The following is a 21,774-nucleotide window of genomic DNA, read 5'->3' as shown; positions in this document are numbered from 1 at the left end:
GGGCAGCGCGACGGCTGCCCATGGTTACGCAGTTACGCCGGAACCTTGTCGCTTGGGGACTTGACGCGCTCCTTAAGGTCAGCGCTCATCGGGAAGTTGAGCTTGATGGAGCGCGGCGGAATCGTGTCCACAAACCACTTCTGGTAAATCTTGTTGAACTCGCCCGATGTCATAAGAGAGGTCAGCGCATCGTCGACGACCTTTTTGAATGCCGGGTCATTCTTCGGAATCATCAGCCCGTAGTAGAGCGTGTTATACGATTCGGGGAGGAAGGTGAATGCACCCGGGTCTTTCGCATCGGCCTTCTTGGCAGCCAGAAGGATGTCGTCTTCGATGAAAGCGGCCGCACGGCCGTTTTCGAGAACGAGCATCGACTCGCCGTGGTCATGTGCGGGAATGAACTTCAAATCCAGATTGTCTTTCTCGCTGATTTCCTTCGCGAAAGCGAGTGCATTCGAACCCTGCGTGTAGACGACCGTTTTGCCTTTAAGGTCTGCTGCGGTCTTGATGCCCGAGTTCGCCTTGACCAGCCATCGCGTGTGGCTGACGAACGTTGCGACCGAGAATCCGACCTGCTTTTGTCGTTCAAGGCTGTTGGCCGTACTGGCACACTCGATATCAACGTTGCCGTTATTCACGAGGGCAATGCGATTCGCGGAAGTCACCGGCACATTGGTGACCTTCAGGTTCGGAATACCTTGCTTCAGCTTATCGACCACCTTGTGGCACAGGTCAACCGAGAAGCCAACGTAGTTCTGGTTCTGGTCCAGAAACGAGAACGGCACCGAAGCATCGCGGACGCCCAATCGAATCTCCCCGGTGCTCTTGATTTTGGCCAGCGTGTCCGCGGCATGGGCTTGGGCTGCCCCGATGATTCCAGCAGTTGCGAGGATGACAGCTGTTGCAAAACGTCTGTACGACATATCCAAACTCCTGTGATTCGCCAGCCAACTTGGCGTAGGTCCCCGGCGTTTTCGGGTGTGAAGTCTCGCGTGCCACCGCGGCACGTGAGAAAACTGTAGGTACCCAAAAACAATAAAAAAAGACGACCATTTCTTTCCAAATAGGAAAGAAAATCTTTCTATATGGGTGTATCGAATTTCGACCGAGGGCGGCATCACATGCAGCCCGATGACCAGATTCACAGCCGGAAAACTCGCGCTGTCGCGCCATACGGGCGAATCGTCGGATTCCTTGCACCGAAAGTGCACGAGGTCGAGAGCCGGTTTAGCTGCCCGATGGCCTCTCGTTTGCCATGAAGACCTTGAGGTGCGTAGGTGAAAATCCTGGGCCCGCTGAATGACCTTGTGGAGTCGAGCGGAGATGTGTACCGATGTGGAGGAAAGAGACGGCCGCTGTGGGAGACGTGCGCTTCAAGTCTTTCTGAAGCGCGCCGTTAGTCCCTCTCCAAGATAACATTCCGGGGACGCTGTGCATCTTTTGAAATCATCCTTCGCAGCTCTAACGCTCGCAGCTCTTTGCGGCCGCACTACGACCCGTATGACTTGTTTCTGACTCGCGAACTGAAGCACGCCGAAATTGTCCGAGGCTCGACTTCACCGGAAGTCGTGAACACGTATCTTCGCGACAGGCTAGATGTCGCAGCTGGCGTTAAGCAGCAACTGGAGGCTGACGCAAAACGCCTTGGTGGCCTAGGTCATTGATGTTGTATCCTCGACCGTATTGGGGACACTGTGACCGACGGACAAAGCGAGAATGGCTCAAGAATGGGCGCCCTCTGCAGTGGGGCGATTTTTCACGGGCGGGAAAAACTGGTCCCTAAGCCTATTCGGCGATAGCCCACATCTTGCCCTCGGTCTCGACGGCCGCCCGCGCGCCCTCTACGGTGAAGGGACCGAGGCTCGTATTCTGATGCGTCGCGGCCTGTTTTGGAGCAGCCTGACGCTTGAATTCGCCGGCGAGCGTCCCATCAGGCTCAACGGCCTGCCGAATCGGCAGTTCACTGCGCTGGAAGTAGCTGTCAATGATTACAGGATTGCGCACGGCCGCATTGCAGACGTAAAAGTCTTCAAGGCGGCATGGGAGCCCATAAGTGCCTGGTGTCAGAAGGCGGACGCGCTCTTTTCCGAGGTGGGGAAAAGACGGCGATGGCTTACCGCGGAAGAAGAACAATCGCTGCTACAGGCTCGACCTAAGGTCAACCTGAGCATCGAGGAACTGGAGCGTCTTTTCCGCGAGCCCCATGTTCATGCTTCGGTTCCTTATACGGCCGCCCAGTTCGACATCGAGTTCTGGCGAAAGGACTGCAGCGAGATGATTGCGCGCTTGAACCGCAAGCATGTCGAGAGCGAGTTGGTCGCGCAGAAAGAACTCTTCGACCGTTTAGAGAAAAGCGCTCTAACCGAAGACCAGGCCCGTGCGGTCGTTTGCTTCGACAACCGGGTTCAGGTCGTCGCCGCGGCCGGTTCTGGAAAGACTTCCACCATGGCGGCGAAAGCCGTCTATGCGGTCCATCAACAATTTTTCCGTCCGGACCAGATTCTGATGCTCGCCTTCAACGCCGACGCAGCAAAAGAGCTTGAGGCGCGCACGACGGCAGCTTTTGCTCGCATAGGACACCCCGATGTCAAAGTCGAGGGACGAACCTTTCACTCAATCGGTCTCTCCATCATCGGGAAAGCCACCGGCCGCAAGCCAAAGGTACCAGATTGGGCCGTGGACATGCAGGCGGGCGTTCTGAAGCTCATCGAATTGGTTGATGACCTGAAAGACCGGTCTGCGGTCTTTCGCAGCCGATGGGACCTTTTCCGGCTTGTGTTCGGTCGAGACCTGCCGCAGTTCGGTGAAGCGTCGGAGGCGGATGCCTGGAGCAACGAGGGCGAAGGGAAAGTGCTCACGCTTCGCGGCGAAGCGGTGAAAAGCCAGGAGGAATGCACTATTTGTAACTGGCTCTTCTATAACGGCGTCGATTACCTCTATGAGCGGGATTATGAGTACGACACCACGACAGCTGACCATCGTCAATACGCCCCCGACTTCTTCTATCCTGCTATCGGCCTTTACCACGAGCATTTCGCGCTAAATGCTCAAGGCAATCCTCCTGCGCACTTCGAGGGCTATCTCGAGGGTGTGCGATGGAAGCGTTCTGAGCACGAGCGCCGCGGAACCCAGCTCATCGAGACGACCTCGCACCAATTGAGACACGGCAAATGGGAGCAGTATCTCGAGCGCGAGCTGACCACGCGGGGAATTATCCTCGACCCGAACCCTGAGCGACTCATCCCTCAAGGAGGCCGCCAGCCCATGCCGGATGTCGAGCTGGTCGTCCTGCTGCGTACGTTTATCAGCCACGTCAAGAACAATTGCCTCTCCACCGATGCCTTGCTCCTCGAGGCGCAGTCTGCGCAAGGTGACTTCTTTCGAAACCGCCACGTGCGGTTCCTTGAACTGGCGGGTCCCATCCTCACTGCATGGGACAGCGCGCTCGCGAAGGAAGGCGGCGTGGATTTCGACGACATGCTCAACATGGCCGCAGCGCATGTCGAGGCAGGCCGATACGATTCTCCTTTCTGCGTTGTCATGGCAGATGAGTTCCAGGACGCGTCGCGCTCGCGCGCGAGACTGTGCCGCGCTCTCGTCTCTCGGCCGGGTCATTTCTTCTTTGCCGTTGGTGATGACTGGCAAGCCATCAACCGCTTCGCCGGTGCCGACGTCACCGTCATGACCCGCTTCAAGGAGTGGTTCGGCCACGGGCAGACGCTGAAGCTCGAAAAGACTTTCCGCTGCCCTCAGGAACTCTGCGACGTTTCAAGTCGATTCGTGAGCAAAAACCCAGCACAGCTGAAGAAACAGGTGCGCTCCGACACGGCGCCGGTGGGCCCAGTGGTGACGGCCGTTCAGGTGAATAAGCGCTACGAGTTGCCAGACGCCATCCATCGATACCTCAAAGAACTGTATCGCGGATTGCGCGACGGGACGATTTCGCCCGGGCGCGACGGCAAGCTCACTGTTTTTGTTCTCGGCCGTTATCGGAACGACAAGCGCTACGTGCCCGAAGGCTGGAGTGTCCGAGGCGGCACCGCGATTCAGGTTACGTTCAGCACGATGCACAGTTCGAAGGGTGCGGAGGCGGACTACGTCATCCTTCCGGCGATGCTAAAGAGAGGGTTCCCAGACCGTCGCACGGACGACCCCGTTCTTGCAATGGCTATGCCGAAGGGCGACACGTATCCGTTAAGCGAAGAGCGACGTCTGTTTTACGTAGCGCTCACACGCGCGCGGCGGTCGGTGGCGATGTTCACCGTCAAGGGCGAGTCGTCACCGTTTCTCGATGAACTGGTCTCTGAGAGCGCAGTAAAGGTGACGACAGTCGATGGTATGGCAATCGAAGAGGTCCGGTGCCCTGCCTGCAATACGGGAGTCATTGTCCCGAGGACGAGCGAATATGGGACATTTCTGGGGTGTTCTGCGTTTCCCCGCTGTCGATACAAGCCGCCAAGGCGAAGGACCGGAGGAGCAACTCCACAGCATATCCGTCCGCTCTAGCCAAGTGCTCAGGGGAGCAACGCTCCCGGCGGGAGTTCAATCATTAATCGTCGAACCACGTCGGACAAGAGATATCTGGTCACAAGACCGGCCTTTTTTGGGAGTGTGGAACATCGATTGTTGCGCTCCCATCCGACTGAACCAGGAAAGTATCTCGAACTCGGCGCGGAACATGGTCACTCGTCTTGAAAATGTATAAATGCGATATCTAAAGATGTCTTTAACCTCTTCATCATTCGAGGACTTTTCTAGACATCAAGCCATCATTGGATGGGACTCTTTTTCCCGGCGGGCGACAGTGGCTTCACCACTGCGCCCTTCCCATGCTCACGTGAGCATGAGCGCTGCACGTTGCTGACGTCGACAGAGAGGCCTGAGGCTCCGGCGCGTGTTTCCGCCTGCCGTCGACAGGCAGGAACCGACCACACGGTGCATCGCCGTGTGATGACGTTACACCGGGCGACCTTGGTTGACGACGGCTATGCCAGCGGGCGTTGACGCCGTACGGCTCGAACGGATGATGTTCCTAACGACAAACGTCTTGAACAGAGGACGGCGCAAGTTCATCAAAGTACATTCGGTCGAGCGATAACGTTATCCCGAGCGTCGAAGCCCGCAGCAGCCCACTCGCTCCCCAGAATTGCACCTGTCCGTACTGACCAACGACAACGACCTCACGGGCACCGCCCTCCAGGTATGCGCCGACCCTCAGGTCGATATCGTGCGGGGTGTCGCGGTCCAACAGCACCTCAACACACAAAGCTGGAACAAACGGAACCGGGGTGTCCCGGTCAATCCCCTCCCAGCTGTCGGGCGGCATCCAGACGACGTCGGGTATACGGATGCCAAATGATGGTGTCGTCACGGCAACGGCCATCGCGGCAACGTGACCAATCTGCTCGGTGATTTGGCAGTAGGCGTCGGTCAACACTATCTGGCGCCTCGCTGAAGGGTGCGGATGCGGCACGGCCTCTCCGCGTCCGTTCAGCTCGCAGATTTCCCGCAAGCCGGATTCCATGTTGAAGTTAATCCGCCGCCACTTTGCAACGAGTCCGTCCCGCTCGAGGAGAGTAGACACGACGATGAGCCTCCGGTAGTGGAAGTCGCGTAAGCGTATACCCTTTCCAGGTGATTTAACAATTTGTCGTATGTGTGCGCCGCACAATCAGAGTGCGCTGGCCGGGTCGAAGCGGCCCTACTTCGGGCGTCACTGCACGCCCGCGCGCTCTTCGCTATCCTTGCACAGCACCCCTTATCTGACGAATGTTGATGTGACTTCTCAGAATTATTGTGCAACGCGCCAATCATCGGGAACAGAAAGCATGTCAAAGCGTCTTAATCACATGTTTAACGCGATGACGAGCACGGCACACCGGTTCCGTGCGCATCGCTGCTGATGAGTTCGCTTCTGCGTCGGCTTCGCAGAAGTGTTAGCGTGTCGTGTCAGCGGGGGGCCTCTGGGAATAGCCGTCCCCTTTAGCGGATACATCTTGTCGGACTCGGGCATTACCGTGAGGTCAATGCAACCGAACGCAGCATCGCAACAGCGAGTGACGGTCCGCGCCCGGTCGACGAAAAGAGGCCTGGGCCTTGCGATTTTCGCGCGCTGGTCAGACATCATGCGAGTCTGCTGAAGCGGCACATCATATATTCATTACAGCTCGAACGTCCCAATCGTCATGGGCGGCATATCGGGCGGAAGCCGGGCCTTGGGGTCAGCCAGTTCAAGGGCGCTCAATCGTTTGGCAACAGGAGGTGCAACATGAAACTGGACGTCACGACGTTCCGGCAACTACGACGGCTCACGCCGGTCCTCGACGACATACTGAACGCAGGAGAGGTCGAGCACCCGGACCAGGCTGTAAATCTCGCGGCGCTCGCCCAACTGTGTTCAGAACTTTTCGACGCATATCACTGCATACACCCGGACGAGATTGCGCAAGCTCGCCTCGACGCCCTTGAGTCGTAGTAACCCATTTCTTCTGGGCTGGCTGCCGGCGTCAGCCAACACCGGAAAACCGAAGGACCTATCGCATTGACCTCAGAACGTGACCGCACCCCCAGCGTACAGGACGAATTTCTGCAGACGCTCGTAAGCGAGAAGACCACCGTAAACGTGTTCCTCGTGAACGGCATCAGACTGAGTGGTCAACTGGCCGGCTTTGACCAGTTTGCAGTTCTGCTGGAGTCTGGCTCAGGCGTGCAACTTGTTTTCAAGCATGCCATTTCGACGGTGCTGCCGGTCAATGGTAGGGGCCCGGCACGTGAGTCGACCGAGGTGCCGGTGAGTGGCGACAAGCCGAACCACGTGCAAGCTCGCGTCCGATAAGAACTGCAAAGAGATGCCGTGGTCTATGCGTGACCTCCGCATAGCAGCCAGGCGACTTCCACGTCGAGAAATTCAGAAAGACGCGCACAATCCGCACTATTCGGAACGGTAACTCCGGCGCGCCAAAGGGTCACCTCGTGTTCCGGGACGCCAAGTGATTTCGCCACCCGACCGGAGGTCACCTTTGCGCGCTTGATGGTCATGTCCAGCCGTGCTGCGAAGGCCCGCCTGGAGCCGTTGTGTTTGAGAGTGCCTTGCAGATGTACATCAAGATTCACACGGCGATTCATGGCGTGCGATGCTCCGGGTAACTCATCCTGACCAAACGTAAGTACCTCAAGCTATGAGGGTGTGTCACGACTTCGGTGCTGTTGGCAGCATCCCGCTTTGGTCTCCAGGCGGTCCGGGAAGTTCCACTGGTGTTGTACGGGCAATCGCGGCTGAGACCAATAAGCCAGAGCAGCCAGTATCGAAAATGTAGCCGATACGCGAGCTTCCATACGACGCGCGTCATCAGTTGGTCACTGTTGCCGAACATGCTGGACGTTGGGCACACATCTCTTCAGGAGGCGAACATGGTCGATTTTCAGGCACAGGTTGCTACAGCTCAGCAAGCAAATCTTGACTTCTTCTTCGGCCTGGCCGGCAGCATGCTGGAGGGCGACGAAAAGCTCGTGAGACTGAATCTGGATACGGCGAAAACGGCGCTTGCCGATTGGTATCAACGCGTGCAAGACGGGCTGGCGAAACAGAACAGCCAGGAAGTTACTGGTCTGCAAGACGCGCTTGCGCTGCCCTCGGCGGAGAAGGTCCTGACGTACGAACGTCAGGTTGCCGAGATTGCGTCGTCCACCCAAACGCAGTTGGCAGAGGTCGTCAATGCCCGGTACCAGGAGGTCAATCGCCAGGTTCAATGGTTGGTCGAGAATGTCGCGCAAAACGCCCCGCTCGGTTCCGAGGCCGCAATTGCATTTCTGAAACAAGCTATCACGCTGGCGAACACCGCTCAGGAAAGCCTGCAAAAGGCAACGAAGCAGGTAGTCGAAGTCGCGCAAAGTAACCTGGAAGCCACAACGAAAGCAGCAACGGAGATGACCGAAGCGGCCGACCAGGCAGTCGAGAAAACGGCTAAGACGGCGAAGCAATAATTTGAAGGGGTGTGCTGGTTTCGGACGTGTACCGGGTAACCGACATGAGCGGACATCACGTGCGCTGGAATGAACGACCAGAGCACACGAGACTTGGGCTTTCCCGGTAGCGGCTACAACGCAGTGCAACTAGGCGAGTAAGCACCCGGGAAAACTGTCACGGCACATAGCTGAAAAGGAATGGTCCGCCTCGGCCGACCATTCCCTACGCGACAGCGAGTAAGCTGAGGTGTCAGATTGGCTGGATGCTTGCAGCCTGCTTGCCCTTCGGACCTTGCTTCACCTCAAAGCTCACCTTCTGGTTTTCCTTCAGCGACTTGAAGCCGCTCGACTGGATTTCCGAGAAATGTGCGAACAGGTCTTCGCCACCACCATCCGGCGTGATAAAACCAAAACCCTTTGCGTCGTTAAACCACTTCACGGTACCCGTTGCCATTTCCTGACCCTCTTCAAAGACTGATGTGTTGTAAAACGCGACGGTAAGCTGCCGCATACACACGTTTTTAACAGAGGAGAATGCTCTGAACAATTGGCGTTTCCGACAGGTGGTGTGACGTGCTTTTGACGCTTGGGTTTTGACGCCTAGATTGCAGGAATTGTCCCGGGCACGTTGCAAAATGTCAGTTGTCCTGTCCGTTGCGCGCCATATACGACCTCTGGGATGAATTAAGCCAGACGACGGGCTCATGCGGATGACATGCGTTTTCGTCGTCTGTCGACCATTCCGGTCGGCAGACCAAGCGCAACGCGCTCGGCGAATGTCCCCAAGAGACAAGTATCATCGAACATGGACGCAATGAAAGGAGATACTGCAATGGATGACCGATTTGACAGGCGAGAACTGCTGCTTCACCTCGAGGACATGCTCGAAGCTTCGAGCTGTTTGACCAAGGCAGGTCAGCCGGATGCGCCGGTGGCTCAACTGGCGAAGGAGCAGGATTCGTTGCAGGACGTCGAGTACCTCCAGGCGCTTGCCCTGAGGATGACGGTGGCTGAGTTCGCGCACGCGTCGCGAGCGCGTTCTTCCTGTGGCCAAAGGAACTGCTCGAGTCCGAGCTCAACCGCAACGCGCTGGCGTCAACCGTTCAGCACGACCTCTTTGATGGCAACCCTGATTGCTGGAAGACGTATGTCGCCCAAATGCAGAAGTAGGTGGGATGGTTTTGGGCCGGGCTTCCTGAGATGAAGAGGAGCGCCGCCTCGGACGACCCGGTACGCGTTGAAGCAAACGAGGCGAGTCCGATTGAGGCATTAGTCGCAGCCGCGCGGTCTGTCGAGTGGGATGGGCCCGACGAGAAAAAGGGGTGGCCCTGGCCACAACCGGGGCCGACGCCCTGACATGCATCTACTCACGGCCCACTAACTCGGTTTCGAGATTCCCCGGCGCCCGAGCTTCGCACCAGCAAAAGCACTGTCAACGAGAAAGGCCTGACAATCAATTTTCGGACGGCGCACCTATGTGCCATCATGAAAAATCGGACTCGTGGGCGACGTTGCTAACGACCATCCCGTCGCGCCAGCGGGCTTCCCGCAAAGGGGTCATCGCGCCAGTCCACGGCTTTACCCGTCTGTGGCAGCGCCGCTTGCGACGGTAATTCAAAATGTTCTAATGATTGCCCGGCGCTAATTGCCTGCTTCAGCCATCGCGGCATTTCCCCTTCGCCACTCCACACTTCGCCCGTCGCATTGCGGTAGCGTGCTTCTTTCTGTTCCGATTGGTCGCTCGCCAACACTGAAGCCAGGTCTTCTGGCTTGATGTCAAACTCCTTCATCCGGTGGCGGAGATAAGCAACCATGCTGTCCCGCTTCCGTTCATCCATAAGATATTCGTCCGTCAAAATCGTCCGACTTTTCTCTTCCAGTGCGATGCATTAATGCATCGATATCCACGCTCCCTCGTGTCACCGGTTCGCTCGGCCCGCCTCTTTTGTGTAGTACAACCATCATAACGCGTTGTCCTTTCGCCGCGCTAAAGGGCACGCTGCCTTGTTTCTTGCCCGGGCGAAAAGGTGGACGCGGACCGGGTTCCGCGCATTTGCGAGGTGCCTCCGGCACGCAGTCGCGCGTGCGTTCATGGATGCGCTCTTGCGACCCACGCCTTCAACTGTTCCTATTCACACTTTAGGTTACTTTGGCAGCGCGATTAGGCCACACATGCGTCACGCAGCCGGTGCTATGCTGGAATACAGCGCGCTCTCAGGCAGAGAACAATGGACCGGACATACGCATACAAAGGCTACTCTATCCGGGTCACGGTCGAACCTCACACCGAGCCCGACTTACGGGGCGTTCTGATGCGCGAGGCGGGATTCGCGAGCGTCGTGGAAATATTCCGCGCGGGTGCCGCCATGCCCAGTTTTACCCCGATGCGACTCACCGATGCGGATGGACTGTGGTTCAGGAGCCCGGCGGATGCGCTCATGGGAGGGTTTAGCGCCGGGCAGCGCGCGGTAGATGACCTGCTACAGGACGGTGCGTCCTAGCTGAGATTACTCTTTATGGATTCCGACCGGCTGGTAGCCTCGTACGTCGGAATCCAATTGTCGGCGCAATATCAGGACGCCAGCCTTTTTCTGCTAGCCCTTCCTACCTACTTCGGCTGGATGTTTGCTGCCTGCTTGCCTTTCGGGCACAGCTTCACGTTAAAGCTGGCTTTCTGGCCTTCCGGGAGCGACTTGATTCCTTTGGCCTGAATTTCGGAGAAGTGCGCAAACAGGTCTTCGCCCCCGTCGTCCGGCCCTGTTGCTGCTCACGCGTCGCAGAGGTCGCTGCAAGACCCGCTGTATCGAACCTCGAGCGAGGACTTGTCCTTGAACACAAGCCGTTTAACGACGCCACAATCCTGAACGGTATGAACAGCGCTCCGGTTCACAAACACACCAGGACGCTCGTCGGGGAGGACGAGCTGCATCAGCGAACCAAATTTTCGCGTCGCATCGAAGAAGTTCGGCTCGCGTGACGGCTCCGCTATTTCCAGCCAATACACGAGGGCTGCACTGGGGTCCTGGGCATCGCGCGCAAGAAAACGCAGTGTCTTTGGCCCAACTGGGTATGAAGATGGTTCGATGCATGGCGCATCGCGCATGTGGGTCTCCGTGAGTGATGGATGAGGTTCGGGGCGTACTATCCCGACGGCAGGTCCGGTGCAACAGGTCGACCCAAGGTGCGCGCCCCGTGCACGACGTGCCGGAATCCCTGCATGTCGTCGAGAAATATATGCAGCGCAGAGAGCGCGTCGCGCACCAGGCGCTTCCGCGTCCCCGGCTCTCTCTCGAGAGCGCCGGGGACAGCCGCTTTCGTGCCGGTTCAGGCGTCGGCGGTTTCTAGCTCATGTGCAGGCCGCCGTTCAACGAAAAGTCAGCCCCTGTGGAAAAACCCGCTTCGTCGCTTGCCAGCCACGAAACAATCGAGGCAATTTCGGTCGCCTCCCCAAGACGGCGCACCGGTATGCTCTGAACGATTGCGTCGAGAACCTCAGGGCGCACAGCCCGCACCATATCGGTCCCGATGTATCCCGGTGAAACCGTATTTACGGTGATGCCCTTTGTCGCGACTTCCTGTGCCAGCGACATCGTGAACCCGTGAATGCCTGCCTTCGCCGTCGAGTAGTTGGTCTGGCCGAACTGCCCCTTCTGCCCGTTCACCGACGAGATGTTGATTATCCGGCCCCACTCCTTGCTGACCATCGCTTCGATGACCTGCTTGGTCACATTGAAGAGGCTCGTCAGGTTCGTGTCGATGACATCGTTCCAGTTTTCCCGTGACATCTTGCGAAACACGCCGTCTCGCGTAATGCCCGCATTGTTCACCAGCACGTCAATCTCACCGACCTCCTTCCTTATCTTCGCAAAAGCGGCTTCAGTCGATTCCCAGTCGGCGACATTGCCCTCCGAGGCGACAAAGGAGAATCCCAGCCCGGCCTGCTCGGCCAGCCATCGTTCACGTCTGGGCGAGTTCGGCCCGCATCCTGCCACGACCGTCAACCCATCGTTGTGCAGACGCTGACATATTGCCGTTCCGATTCCGCCCATACCGCCAGTTACATAAGCAATTCGCTTTGCCATGTCTTGACTCCTCCGCGATTACGGTTAGCCCCCAGAGTTGGGCCTCATGTGACGCCGGACCTCCGCATAACTGCATAGCATTACTACTTTTATTCCTGGATTCGCAATACCACTTTACTTCGATGAAATTCCATCCTGTGTTTCTGCACATCTGGACCCGGATGCACAGAAGTTAGTTTAGGCGTCGCTTGAGATGCAACCTGATGCGAAGTGACTGTACGCATGTGTCGCATAACTGTGCATACACACATATATCATCCGGACCCTAAGCCTTATCACTACGGCAAGCGTGGCGACGGATTACTGTGGCTGGATATTGGCCGCCTGCTTACCTTTTGGTCCCTGCTTGGCGTCGAAGGTCACGTTGGTTTTCCTTCAGCGACTTGCAGCCTTTTCCCTGAATTTCCGAGAAGTGCGCGAACAGGTCCTCATCGCCATCATCCGGCGTGATGAATCCAAAACCTTTCACATCGTCAAGCCACTTGACAGTACCCGAGGCTATAGTTTCGAAAACCAGTTCTATTGACGAATGTTGCTGACGGTTTGGCGAGCATGAGAGGTACTTTTAGCACAGGGAAACCAGTGCAGGACATACGCGTTTACGATATCTGACACGGCTCAAGGTGCTGCATCTAGCGCTTGAAGGTTGCATGCGCACGATTCTTGAGATGTAGTTACCGCACATGAGGCGCTGAATGAGCTCGCTCACGTGGAGCACCTTGTCGCCGCGGGCTTTGTCACGCGCGTCGCTGCGCGACAGCCAGTCGCGCTTTCTGTGTCCGCCGAACGCAAAACATTCTTTACGCCCTTTTTACTTGCCGATGTGTGTGAGGCGCGCCTACTATTTCAACATTCTCAAATAGACGAATGATGTTTCGGACAATCGGTGTCCTCGGTTCTCGAGTAGCCTCACCGCCTGACTCACAGGACGACCGAGCTCTAGTCTCCGCCGCCGTCTTTCCGACAGCCAGATTGTGTTCGCCTTAGTCACCCTTTCTTCATGTACCGCGCGTCGGCATGGCACCGGCTCGCGAGTATCAACCCGCGGCTGTGTCCGCCCGGGTCTCTCCAAATCATTCGTGCATGCGGATGCGCGGGTGAACGGATGCGTACCGGACCATATGCCGCCCACCTCAATTTTCTAAAAAAAGGGAAAGTAAGCGGACCCTCGTCGGTACGCGTACGCCGCGACCGGCAACCGTGTCTGCCTGCCTTTTGCGCGAACCGTGCTAAGCCAAACGCTCGAGGAAATACATGAACTTCGGCCTCCACCTATCGCGATTGCCGCACGTCCAGGAATCGCTCCTGCACTACGACGCCATGTTGGCGCTGCACGAACGTCAACCGCACAGAATTGCAGCGTTCTGGCAGCTTATCAAAGCTCACATTTCGTAGAGTTTTTTATGGCCCTTTCGGCATGCCCACCGCGCAACGCGTCTGCTTTACGGTGTTCGCAATGCCTCGGACGGTAGTACGATATTCGCTCGTCTCCGCGCCACATGCGATGCGTCGCTCCGCGCTGGCGTGACCCTTCCGGATAAGGAGGACTTATGCGCGTGCTGATAGTTGGCGCAACCGGACTGCTCGGCAAGGAAATCGTTCGCCTGCTCTCGACCGAACACCAGGTCATTGGTGCAAGCCGCAACGGCCCGGACCTGTCCTTTGACCTCACTGATAAGGCATCCATCGTCTCAATGTATCGACAGCTCGGAACTGTTGATGCCGTGATTTGCGCCGCGGGCGCGGCGAAGTTCGCACCGCTCGAATCGCTTTCCGATGACGACTTTGCGTTCAGCCTGGCCAACAAGCTGATGGGACAGGTCAATCTCGTCCGGTGCTCGGTCGGTCATATCGCGCACGCGGGGTCCCTGACGCTAACCAGCGGCATTCTCTCCCTGCATCCGGTCACAGGAAGTGCTGTAGTGGGCATCGTGAATGCGGGGGTCGAGGCGTTCGTCCGGTCCGCAGCTCTCGAATTGCAGGGCAAGGCACGGGTCAACGTCGTCAGTCCGGGCTGGGTTTCCGAAACGCTTGCGGCAATGGGCCAGGCCCGCTCCGCGGGTGTTCCAGCTGAAGCGGTCGCACAGGCATACAAACGAAGCCTGGTCGAGGACATCACCGGTCAAGTCATTCAGGTCGCGAAGTGGTAAATGCAACGCCGCCTTCGTTCGATGCGCTACCGTCGCAGCAACGGCGTTCGACTTCAGTCCTGCTGCTTTGACTCGCAGCAACACCGCGTTTTCAATGTAACCACATGGCAGGCCAAGTATTGAGGAGACGACCATGAACCTCACCGGCAAGACGCTATTCATGTCAGGTGGCAGTCGCGGTATCGGACTCGCCATTGCACTCCGGGCGGCACACGACGGCGCGAACATTGTGATTGCGGCGAAGACGGCCAACCCGGACCCGCGGCTCGAGGGCACGGTACATACAGCGGCGGCCGCCGTCGAAGCTGCTGGCGGAAAGGCGCTTGCGCTGGTCGTCGACATCCGCGATGAGGAACGCGTAAAGGGTGCGGTTGCCAGGGCCGTTGAGGTGTTCGGGGGCATCGATATACTCGTGAACAATGCCAGCGCCATCCGGCTGACGGGAACGCTGGATACGCCCGTCAAGCGGTACGACCTGATGCACGGGGTGAACGGGAGAGGCACGTTCGTCTGTGCTCAAACCTGCCTGCCTCACCTACTCAATTCGCCGAATCCACATATCCTGACGCTGTCGCCTCCGCTGGTCACAGACCCGAAGTGGTTCAAGGATTTCCCGGCATACACCATTGCCAAATACACGATGAGCCTGTTCACACTGGCGCTGGCCGGTGAGTTCAAGGACCGTGGCGTCGCCGTAAATTCGCTGTGGCCGCGAACTGCTATTGCGACTGCTGCCGTGCGAAACGAGATTGGCGGCGCCGATATGATTGCTGCGTGCCGCAAGCCGGAGATAGTCGCCGACGCGGCCCACTATATCCTGACGCGCCCATCCAGGGAGTGCTCGGGAAATTTTTTTCTCGATGACGAAGTGCTATTGGCGGCTGGTGTCCGGGACTTTTCTCAATATGACGTCCAGGCTGGCGCGGCATTGCAGGCAGACTTCTTCGTTGAGGCGTTGCCCGGCATGCTACGCGCGGACAACATGGTCAAGGCCAAGTTGGGTTCATGACAATCTCGGCAGGACGAGTATCACTGAACAACAACGTAACGAACGGAGAGCCGAAATGCCTGGCAGTTTCCAAAATTACGCTCAAGGAATGGGACAGCGTTGGCGCACGTTAAAACTACGAGGGTCAAGGTGCGACGATTGATACAGCCCGGATTCCGTGCGCGGCTACTTCGTCTCTCGGGTTCATGGTCCGGCAAGTTCTGGCGGTGAGACCAGTAGAGCTGATTGACCTGCGTCAAATGCGGCAGATAGCGGCGGAGTACCGTTTCTTTATCGCGACACGTCGACAGCCGGGCACAGCGCGCGGCAGGTCGCAGGCCCTTCACGCCTGTTCCATGGACAAGGTGATTGGCAGGTGTCATTCCAGCGTGATACAAGTCGTTCGCCGCGGTCGGTCCGACCGCACGATACGGCATTTGCGAATGCAACTCTCAACGATTACGGGATTGAAAATGGCAACTGGCACAGTGAAATGGTTCAACGATGCAAAGGGCTTTGGCTTCATCACTCCGGATGACGGTGGGGAAGACCTGTTCGCCCACTTCTCTGAAATCAAAACAGAGGGCTTCAAGTCGCTGCAGGAAAACCAGAAGGTCAGCTTCGAAGTGAAGATGGGCCCGAAGGGCAAGCAGGCCGCAAATATCAAGCCGGCCTGACGGCTCCGAACGCTCGCCTTCCTCTCAACGAATGGCCTGCCCTTCGCGGGCCATTTGCCTTCGCGTTCAGCGTCTTCAGCCGCTCATAGGCAAGGTGGCCATCCAGCACACGCTACCGAATGCAGCTTAAACGTCGCGAGTCGCTTGGCGAAAACGCAGGTTTCGCCGCTCGGCAGTCGAGCAACATTTCTGATTGCCAGCCGGCTTCAATGATGCGCACACAACGAAAGCGTTCGCTGGCGGGCGACGTCACATTACGGCCGCGGCTGAATGACGAACGCTCAAATCGGCTGGCGCACCGATAGCATTGACCGCAGCGGAGTTTGGGAGGTAATAGTGTAACTGTCGCCGCACACGACCCGCGAGGTTGTGTAGTGACCGAACTCAGCGTAGGTTTGCAGCGTGTTTGTTCGCAGGAACGCAGATGAAGGAAAAGAAGGTCTCGGCGGAAGCATCGGCTCTTGAGCGCGTGGTGAGCGCCGCGCGCGAAGTACAGGCGGTGTCGCAGCGGTTGGAGGCGCACTACACGCAGGCCGCCGATGAACAACCGTCGACGCTCGAGCTGGCGCGGTTTGCTGCTGCCATGCAAGAACTGAAGGACGCACGGGAAGCCTTCGATGCATTGGTTGAGAAGAGAGACCGGCGATTGCGCTAATGGAATCCATCGCTCTCTGCGACGGACCTCGCGCAAGGCTCCCGAAGCCGTCGCGCTCGAAAGCAATCTCGAAGTAACGCTCGCCGAGAGCGGCAGCGTCGCCACCTAACGGCTGCGCAATAGCGGACGAATTCACGACTTCCTGCACGCAATTCTCAGCCAGCCCGTTCGGCGCAAGCGGGTCAGCCGAAGCGCCTTCTTTGGTTTACGCATGTGATGATGGAAGCCGAAAGAGCAACACGCAGAACGTGCCGATTCGAGCGGGACGACGCGGTCCCGCTCATTGGACTCGGCGTCGCTAGCGCGAAGCGAGACGTTCCGGAGCGAGCTAAAACTTTACTGAGTGGGCCTATCGTTTGAGCTCGACCATAAAATCGTAATAGTCATTTACGGTCAGTTCATTCTAGCCCCGTCTTCTCGTGCACCAGCTCCAGCGCCCGCAGGATAGAGTGGTATGGCTGTCGATGCTGTCCTCAAAAATGAAAGCAGCATCTCGACATGCATCGCGGACACTGCCTCGATGACAGACGGCTCCGAGTAGTCCCGCCCGACGAACGCTTTCAGGGTGAACCGATTGGACACCACGTAATAGCCCATTGCGACCAAGGTCACGTAGAAATCCAGCGCGTCTACATCGGCTCGGAATTCCCCGGCAGTCGCGCCACGCGCCAAGGTTGCGCTCAACAAGCTAGTCACCGGCGAACTGGCCGCTCGCAGTTTCGCCGAGCGCTCGAGATATTGCCCTCCGTGCAGGTTTTCATTGTTGATGAGGTGCAGCCACTGGGGGTTTGCCCTAAAGTAATCCCATATGGAGAGTGCAAGCGCCCGAATGGCGTCTGCGGGTTGCAGCCCCGACAGGTCCTGGTTCACTCCATGATTCGCGAACTCCACGTACATGGCCTCGAGGACAGCGACGTACAGCCCTTCCTTGCTTTCGAAGTAGTAATAGAGCATCCGCTCGTTCGTGCCGGCGGCGGCGGCGATTGCGTCGACGCGCGCCCCGGCGAGCCCGTGCGTTGAGAACTGTTGCGTCGCGGCCTCCAGAATGCGCCGGCGCGTGCCCTCGGGGTCCCTTTTCACTTTGGATTCGTTCATTGTCGGCGCTCCATCTTTGTAGTGGAAAGCTTAGGTGCCGCAGCCATTATGCGCGTCTCCGCCGGGCTGTAAAATGCCGCTTTCCCGGAGAGAGCGCCAATGGACAAACGAAATTACGCTAACCACGCAGACGCGGTCTTCACGGTGTTCGAGATGCTGCGGAAGGAACTTGCGGCAGAGTCTGATGACCCGGCCGTGCTGGGCCGGTTGCATGAGATTGCCTTGCTTCCGGCGGCTGACTTCTTCGCCGCGCTTGGTGACCTGGCAGCAGGCCTGCCTACGTATGCTGACCCATCAGACGTCCTGTCACGCTGCGCGCCGCTGCCGAGCGCACTCGGGGCAGCCGCTGGCACGCTGACTCAGCCGCATCGCTAGCGGTGCGAAACCCTGACTGTCCCTCGCCCGCATCACACCCCGCTCACAGCACCCTGGCGTCGAGTTCCGGACGCATGACCACGCATTCCCGCGCTGTCGGCTCATTGCGGGCGACGACGAAGACGGCGGGGGTCGGGCTGCGGTTGACGGCGACATGGACCACGCCGGCCGGTGTGAAGATGTAATCACCGGGGCGCACCACCTGCCGGTCTTCCAGTTCCTCGCCCGTATAGAACTCGATTTCGTCGCCGCTTAGCATGTAATGCGCGGTGTCATGGTGTTCGTGAATGTGAGCGCTGGTTCTGCCCCCGGGCGGCACGGACACCACGCCCAGATAAAGAACCTCGGACCCCACCGTTTCCTTGCTGATACCGGGCGCATGCACGGAGCCCTGCTGGGACATGTAGCTGGCCCCACCACGAACAACTCGACCCACTTTCGCCCTCGGTGAGGTTGTTTCCATTGCACACCTCCCGTCATCAACTCGCGTATCCGTCCCGCCCATGGCAATCACTATAGGCGACGGAAGAAAGGGTAAGGCCGGGATTTCGGCTCTCAGCTTCCTGGACGCTTCAGTCGCTGCGCGGTGTCCGGCGGCGGCGAATCGCACGCGAAACTGTGGGCGATGAGCAACGCAGATGGTCCGGTCGACCGTCGACCCGTCGCCGCGGCGATAGATACACGGCGGCGAGTAGCCGAAATCGAGGACCGCCACGGCCATGTTGTTACTTGGCGAGCTGACAGGTCTTGGAACCAAAGCCAAGCGTCATGCTGTTTTTCACCTTGGGTATGGCGGCCATCGGTTCGTCCAGTTTTCGGTCCAGATAGGTGACGACGATGGAGCGGCCATGGAACACAATCGACCGCGGCACGATGCGGTCGCCAAGGAAGACCGCGTTGGTCTTACTGCAGTCACTGAATGCCACCGCTACATAGTTGAAGATGCCGCTACCGCCTGGTTCGTCGACCAGGAATACCGCGGCAGCAGGCTTCGAGTCAAGCCGGCCACCGACGGGCTTGCCGAACACACGCGTCACGTGCTGCGTCGCCGAGCCAGGTGCGGCCGGTACCGCTCGCTCGCCGTTCGACAATTTCACGTCTTCATTGTCGATGCGGAAGGTCGCATTCCTGTAGTCGACATCAACAGTTCCAGCCAGAGCGCCGACAGTTACCAAAACGAGGCAGGTCGCGATTGCGGCGGCGGTCAACTGCTTCCTCATGGTTCATACGCTCTTCGTTAGAAAACGTCTGCCGCGTTATCGCTAAGTGACCGTTCTGAAGTTGTTGTTCTTCGGGCCGCCCCGTGCTCAGACGCCGACGGTATGCTGCTAGAACCAGGCGTTGAACGCGTCGAAGCCCTGCACGGTCAGCCCGAGCCGGTGTGCATTCTCGCAGGCCCGCACCAGCATCCAGCACGCGGCCTCCTCAAGGTCGGCCTCGAAGTCCGGCGCATCGGCCTTATCAAAGTGCCGCAGTGCGTTGGCTACACAGTTGTCCGCGTCATTGAACGTCTTGCGGTCCAGCGGCCGGCCGTGCAGCTTCGTGTGCGCCAGGTCGGCCGCATCGAACTTCCAGTCCACGCCGGCCTGCTGCCCCCTTCTCGAGCATGATTTAAGCGCGAGGGCATGGGCTTGCGTCCCGGCCAGCGTAACCATGACGTCAAACCTGAACCACCGCGAGAAGCACTGACACGTCGCCGATGACACGACTCTGATGCCCTTTGCCCGTGGTGTCTTCAAGCAATATCGCGCTTCCTGCCGGGAGGCGTCGTCGCTCACCGTCACTGGCCTCAAACTCAACTTCCCCGCTGAGCACGAATACCCACATGCACATGGGCGAAGGATGAAGGTCGCCGACCCATCCGCTGGGCGCGCGCAAAAATCCGTAGCGGGTCGCTGCCGCGAAATCCGACACGTCAAAGGGTTCAGCGGGGGGCGCGAAGTTGCGGGTTACCAGCTGCAGGTTTACCGACCCAAAATGACTTTCGCCAATCGCGTCTGAAAACAGTTGTGGAAATGTCAGCGCAAACGCCATGGGTTTCCCCTTTTGCGGCCGTTGTTCCAGTCGGTGCGATATGCCCCGCGAGAGTGAAATCTCAGCGGTCTGTGTTGCTCCGCGTGGTGCGAGACATCGGCCGCACAACGATGACTCGCGTTGAGTGTCCCGCCCGCCGGCTCGGGCGTCAAGGCACATTGACGAAATCCGACGGCAACGCGCCAGCACGGCGAACCGGGTCGCAGAGGTGTGCTGTCCGCTTCGTCGGGACTATTTCTGTCCTAGCCCGGGGTAAGACGCACATGGCTCCGTCGGCGGTCTTCCTCCGCGGCGACTGTCGCCGGCAGCCCGACTCGAAATTTTCGGTTTCAGAAGACACAAACCCGTGGTCAACATCCCGGCCGTCCGCGGCGTTAGGGATGCAAGAGGCGAGAACCGTCCGCCTCTCGTCGCGACCCGCGCTCCTTTCAACGCCGGTCGGCTTTATACCTGCTGGAGCGGAACATGAAAAGCGTGAACGGGCACTCGCTGCGTAGCCAGGTCGAGAAATGGCTCGCACCGGCTCCGACGATATCGGGTCATGTAACCAGATTCAGTCGCACCCGGTTGGGCGGGCGATGGTGTGTGTACGTTGAGACGTCGTCATCACGCGGAGTGCGCGCGTTGTTCTTCTTCAGGCACGATGACGGCAGCTGGTACGTGTTTCCGCCTGCTGCCGACCGCGTTGCCCGTGAGGGGTCGGCACCGACGTCTATACCCCTGTAACGCCGCGGACCATCGCGCATTGCGCTCGCGGCTACCCCCTGGTGGACGTCGCTCGGTCCCCGTGAGATAGGCGGAATCCGCGCAAAGAGGGGGCACCGGAATTAGCGCAGCTCCAGCTCGATGTCGTCAAAGAGTACGTGCTGAAGCCCGTTCGAGAACAGGACGCCAAGTTCGTCAATCTTCTCGCGAAGGAAGTTGACGGTCATGTGAAGAAAGTGCGCGCCAGATGACGAGTGGATATCCGCTAAAACAGCGAGACTGAAGAGCGTCGCCTTGCGCTGGTACGAAAGCCGGGACTCGAGTTCAAGGAGCCCAGCTACCGCCAGCTGGGCAACGGATTCGGCGAGTGCGGCCCCGACACCCACGCCGCGATGCTGAGGCACGACCCAGATTTCAAGCACCTCGATTTCAATCGATGGACGCTGTCCGGTGGTGGCGTCCTCGATACGGACTACGAAGGTGCAGTAGCCCACCGGTGAGCGGCCGGCATACGCGACGAGCTGGTACCCGAACCGCGCGCAACCGGCGACGGACTCGCCGTCTCCGCAATCTTCCCCCTCGGTCACAGAGGACCAGGCAGTGCGCTGCTCTGACAGACTTTGCCCCGAAGGAGGCGCTGCCTCGCAGCTCGCCTCATCCTGCTCGCGCGCATCACGCAGCTTCTTTCGAAGTAAGCGGGCCGAAGCATGGGGCGATGAGTTTTCATGGTGCCCGCAGTAGACGACATATCGGCGGCCGCCGCGCTCACACTCAAGAACCGCTCCTCCGGGCCAGACCTCAAGCGGCAACGGCGTGGCAAGCGGCTTAGACAGCAGTGAATGGCGCGCGCGCAGGTCGACAGTCATGCAGACGATGGTGAGTCTCTGGGTGGACAGGTTGAGCCCCTATTTTACCGCTGCGCCAGACCGTCCCACCGAAGGGAACAGGTGTCACTGAACAAACATGAAATCAAGGGAGCGCTCAAACTGGGAAGTGACATCTGTCCGGCGCTCCGTCACATTGAACGCAACAACCCACGCCGCTCGTC

Annotated in this window: 22 protein-coding genes and 4 pseudogenes; 12 read left to right on the top strand and 14 right to left on the bottom strand. The window is 58.5% G+C overall.

The genetic code is table 11. The features are described from left to right. Positions 1 to 32: 32 nt before the first annotated feature. The gene (locus H1204_RS02575; RefSeq protein WP_180729688.1) at positions 33 to 923 is read right to left on the bottom strand and encodes an amino acid ABC transporter substrate-binding protein; all 891 of its coding nucleotides are present in this window, start codon (positions 921 to 923) and stop codon (positions 33 to 35) included. Between the two features lie 576 nt (positions 924 to 1,499). Here H1204_RS02575 and H1204_RS51155 point away from each other — a divergent pair. Together H1204_RS51155 and H1204_RS02570 are read left to right on the top strand one after the other, a co-directional pair. Next, a pseudogene (locus H1204_RS51155) lies at positions 1,500 to 1,655 on the top strand (ABC transporter substrate-binding protein); the annotation flags it as partial. Between the two features lie 61 nt (positions 1,656 to 1,716). Next, a complete protein-coding gene (locus H1204_RS02570) occupies positions 1,717 to 4,506 on the top strand; it encodes a UvrD-helicase domain-containing protein (RefSeq protein WP_180729687.1) in 2,790 nt (929 codons plus the stop codon). 526 nt (positions 4,507 to 5,032) lie between these two features. Here H1204_RS02570 and H1204_RS02565 read toward each other — a convergent pair. Continuing rightward, the gene (locus H1204_RS02565; protein WP_180729686.1) at positions 5,033 to 5,584 is read right to left on the bottom strand and encodes a Uma2 family endonuclease; all 552 of its coding nucleotides are present in this window, start codon (positions 5,582 to 5,584) and stop codon (positions 5,033 to 5,035) included. A 684-nt stretch (positions 5,585 to 6,268) separates the two neighbouring features. Here H1204_RS02565 and H1204_RS02560 point away from each other — a divergent pair. The 3 genes from H1204_RS02560 (at position 6,269) to phaP (ending at position 7,983) form a co-directional block, all read left to right on the top strand. Continuing rightward, a complete protein-coding gene (locus H1204_RS02560; protein WP_180729685.1) occupies positions 6,269 to 6,475 on the top strand; it encodes a hypothetical protein in 207 nt (68 codons plus the stop codon). Positions 6,476 to 6,541: 66 nt separating this feature from the next. Further along, the gene (gene hfq / locus H1204_RS02555; protein WP_180729684.1) at positions 6,542 to 6,835 is read left to right on the top strand and encodes an RNA chaperone Hfq; all 294 of its coding nucleotides are present in this window, start codon (positions 6,542 to 6,544) and stop codon (positions 6,833 to 6,835) included. A gap of 575 nt (positions 6,836 to 7,410) precedes the next feature. Further along, entirely contained in the window at positions 7,411 to 7,983 is a 573-nt protein-coding gene (gene phaP / locus H1204_RS02550; protein WP_180729683.1) for a TIGR01841 family phasin, read from the top strand. A gap of 232 nt (positions 7,984 to 8,215) precedes the next feature. On the opposite strand, the gene H1204_RS02545 is transcribed toward phaP, so the two are convergent. After that, positions 8,216 to 8,419: a cold-shock protein gene (locus tag H1204_RS02545; RefSeq protein ID WP_180729682.1), complete on the bottom strand. Its 204-nt coding sequence runs from the start codon at positions 8,417 to 8,419 to the stop codon at positions 8,216 to 8,218. A 378-nt stretch (positions 8,420 to 8,797) separates the two neighbouring features. Between H1204_RS02545 and H1204_RS02540 the strand changes: the two are divergent. Further along, positions 8,798 to 9,321: pseudogene (locus H1204_RS02540) on the top strand (hypothetical protein). A 158-nt stretch (positions 9,322 to 9,479) separates the two neighbouring features. On the opposite strand, the gene H1204_RS02535 reads toward H1204_RS02540, so the two are convergent. The 5 genes and pseudogenes from H1204_RS02535 to H1204_RS02515 all read right to left on the bottom strand — a co-directional run bounded on the left by H1204_RS02535 (position 9,480) and on the right by H1204_RS02515 (position 12,549). Further along, on the bottom strand, positions 9,480 to 9,803 hold the full coding sequence (locus H1204_RS02535) for an H-NS family nucleoid-associated regulatory protein (protein WP_180729681.1): 324 nt from the start codon (positions 9,801 to 9,803) through the stop codon (positions 9,480 to 9,482). A 770-nt stretch (positions 9,804 to 10,573) separates the two neighbouring features. Beyond that, positions 10,574 to 10,720, bottom strand: a pseudogene (locus H1204_RS02530) (cold shock domain-containing protein); the annotation flags it as partial. Between the two features lie 12 nt (positions 10,721 to 10,732). Further along, the gene (locus H1204_RS02525) at positions 10,733 to 11,068 is read right to left on the bottom strand and encodes a hypothetical protein (protein ID WP_180729680.1); all 336 of its coding nucleotides are present in this window, start codon (positions 11,066 to 11,068) and stop codon (positions 10,733 to 10,735) included. Between the two features lie 238 nt (positions 11,069 to 11,306). Continuing rightward, on the bottom strand, positions 11,307 to 12,047 hold the full coding sequence (locus tag H1204_RS02520; protein WP_180729679.1) for a 3-ketoacyl-ACP reductase: 741 nt from the start codon (positions 12,045 to 12,047) through the stop codon (positions 11,307 to 11,309). 300 nt (positions 12,048 to 12,347) lie between these two features. Next, positions 12,348 to 12,549: pseudogene (locus tag H1204_RS02515) on the bottom strand (cold-shock protein). A gap of 1,048 nt (positions 12,550 to 13,597) precedes the next feature. On the opposite strand from H1204_RS02515, the gene H1204_RS02510 reads away from it, so the two are divergent. The 4 genes from H1204_RS02510 to H1204_RS02495 all read left to right on the top strand — a co-directional run bounded on the left by H1204_RS02510 (position 13,598) and on the right by H1204_RS02495 (position 16,517). Then, on the top strand, positions 13,598 to 14,197 hold the full coding sequence (locus H1204_RS02510) for a short chain dehydrogenase (protein WP_180729678.1): 600 nt from the start codon (positions 13,598 to 13,600) through the stop codon (positions 14,195 to 14,197). Between the two features lie 133 nt (positions 14,198 to 14,330). After that, entirely contained in the window at positions 14,331 to 15,206 is an 876-nt protein-coding gene (locus H1204_RS02505) for an NAD(P)-dependent oxidoreductase (RefSeq protein ID WP_180729677.1), read from the top strand. Between the two features lie 452 nt (positions 15,207 to 15,658). Next, entirely contained in the window at positions 15,659 to 15,862 is a 204-nt protein-coding gene (locus H1204_RS02500; protein WP_028209031.1) for a cold-shock protein, read from the top strand. Between the two features lie 424 nt (positions 15,863 to 16,286). Continuing rightward, positions 16,287 to 16,517, top strand: a complete 231-nt coding sequence (locus H1204_RS02495; protein WP_180729676.1) for a hypothetical protein — start codon at positions 16,287 to 16,289, stop codon at positions 16,515 to 16,517. A 393-nt stretch (positions 16,518 to 16,910) separates the two neighbouring features. On the opposite strand, the gene H1204_RS02490 is transcribed toward H1204_RS02495, so the two are convergent. Further along, positions 16,911 to 17,612: a TetR family transcriptional regulator gene (locus tag H1204_RS02490; RefSeq protein ID WP_180729675.1), complete on the bottom strand. Its 702-nt coding sequence runs from the start codon at positions 17,610 to 17,612 to the stop codon at positions 16,911 to 16,913. A 99-nt stretch (positions 17,613 to 17,711) separates the two neighbouring features. On the opposite strand from H1204_RS02490, the gene H1204_RS02485 reads away from it, so the two are divergent. Continuing rightward, positions 17,712 to 17,987 (top strand): hypothetical protein, encoded by a 276-nt coding sequence (locus tag H1204_RS02485; protein ID WP_180729674.1) that lies wholly within the window; start codon positions 17,712 to 17,714, stop codon positions 17,985 to 17,987. Between the two features lie 43 nt (positions 17,988 to 18,030). Here the strand turns inward: H1204_RS02485 and H1204_RS02480 are convergent, their stop codons facing one another. The 4 genes from H1204_RS02480 to H1204_RS02465 form a co-directional block, all read right to left on the bottom strand. Further along, positions 18,031 to 18,390, bottom strand: a complete 360-nt coding sequence (locus H1204_RS02480; RefSeq protein ID WP_198001212.1) for a cupin domain-containing protein — start codon at positions 18,388 to 18,390, stop codon at positions 18,031 to 18,033. A 322-nt stretch (positions 18,391 to 18,712) separates the two neighbouring features. Next, positions 18,713 to 19,207: a hypothetical protein gene (locus H1204_RS02475; protein ID WP_180729672.1), complete on the bottom strand. Its 495-nt coding sequence runs from the start codon at positions 19,205 to 19,207 to the stop codon at positions 18,713 to 18,715. A 108-nt stretch (positions 19,208 to 19,315) separates the two neighbouring features. Then, a complete protein-coding gene (locus H1204_RS02470; RefSeq protein ID WP_243468545.1) occupies positions 19,316 to 19,567 on the bottom strand; it encodes a hypothetical protein in 252 nt (83 codons plus the stop codon). Between the two features lie 79 nt (positions 19,568 to 19,646). Next, positions 19,647 to 20,021, bottom strand: a complete 375-nt coding sequence (locus tag H1204_RS02465) for a cupin (protein WP_086915917.1) — start codon at positions 20,019 to 20,021, stop codon at positions 19,647 to 19,649. 465 nt (positions 20,022 to 20,486) lie between these two features. Here H1204_RS02465 and H1204_RS51150 point away from each other — a divergent pair, with 465 nt between their 5' ends. Further along, the gene (locus H1204_RS51150) at positions 20,487 to 20,747 is read left to right on the top strand and encodes a hypothetical protein (protein WP_243468544.1); all 261 of its coding nucleotides are present in this window, start codon (positions 20,487 to 20,489) and stop codon (positions 20,745 to 20,747) included. Positions 20,748 to 20,848: 101 nt separating this feature from the next. On the opposite strand, the gene H1204_RS02460 is transcribed toward H1204_RS51150, so the two are convergent. Continuing rightward, complete coding sequence (locus H1204_RS02460) at positions 20,849 to 21,592, bottom strand: GNAT family N-acetyltransferase (protein WP_180729671.1); 744 nt, start codon at positions 21,590 to 21,592, stop codon at positions 20,849 to 20,851. Positions 21,593 to 21,774 lie beyond the last annotated feature (182 nt).

The organism is Paraburkholderia sp. PGU19, assembly GCF_013426915.1.
In the GTDB taxonomy this organism is placed as follows: domain Bacteria; phylum Pseudomonadota; class Gammaproteobacteria; order Burkholderiales; family Burkholderiaceae; genus Paraburkholderia.
The sequence above is the reverse complement of the archived record's forward strand: the minus strand, read 5'-3'. Positions and strand labels throughout refer to the sequence as shown.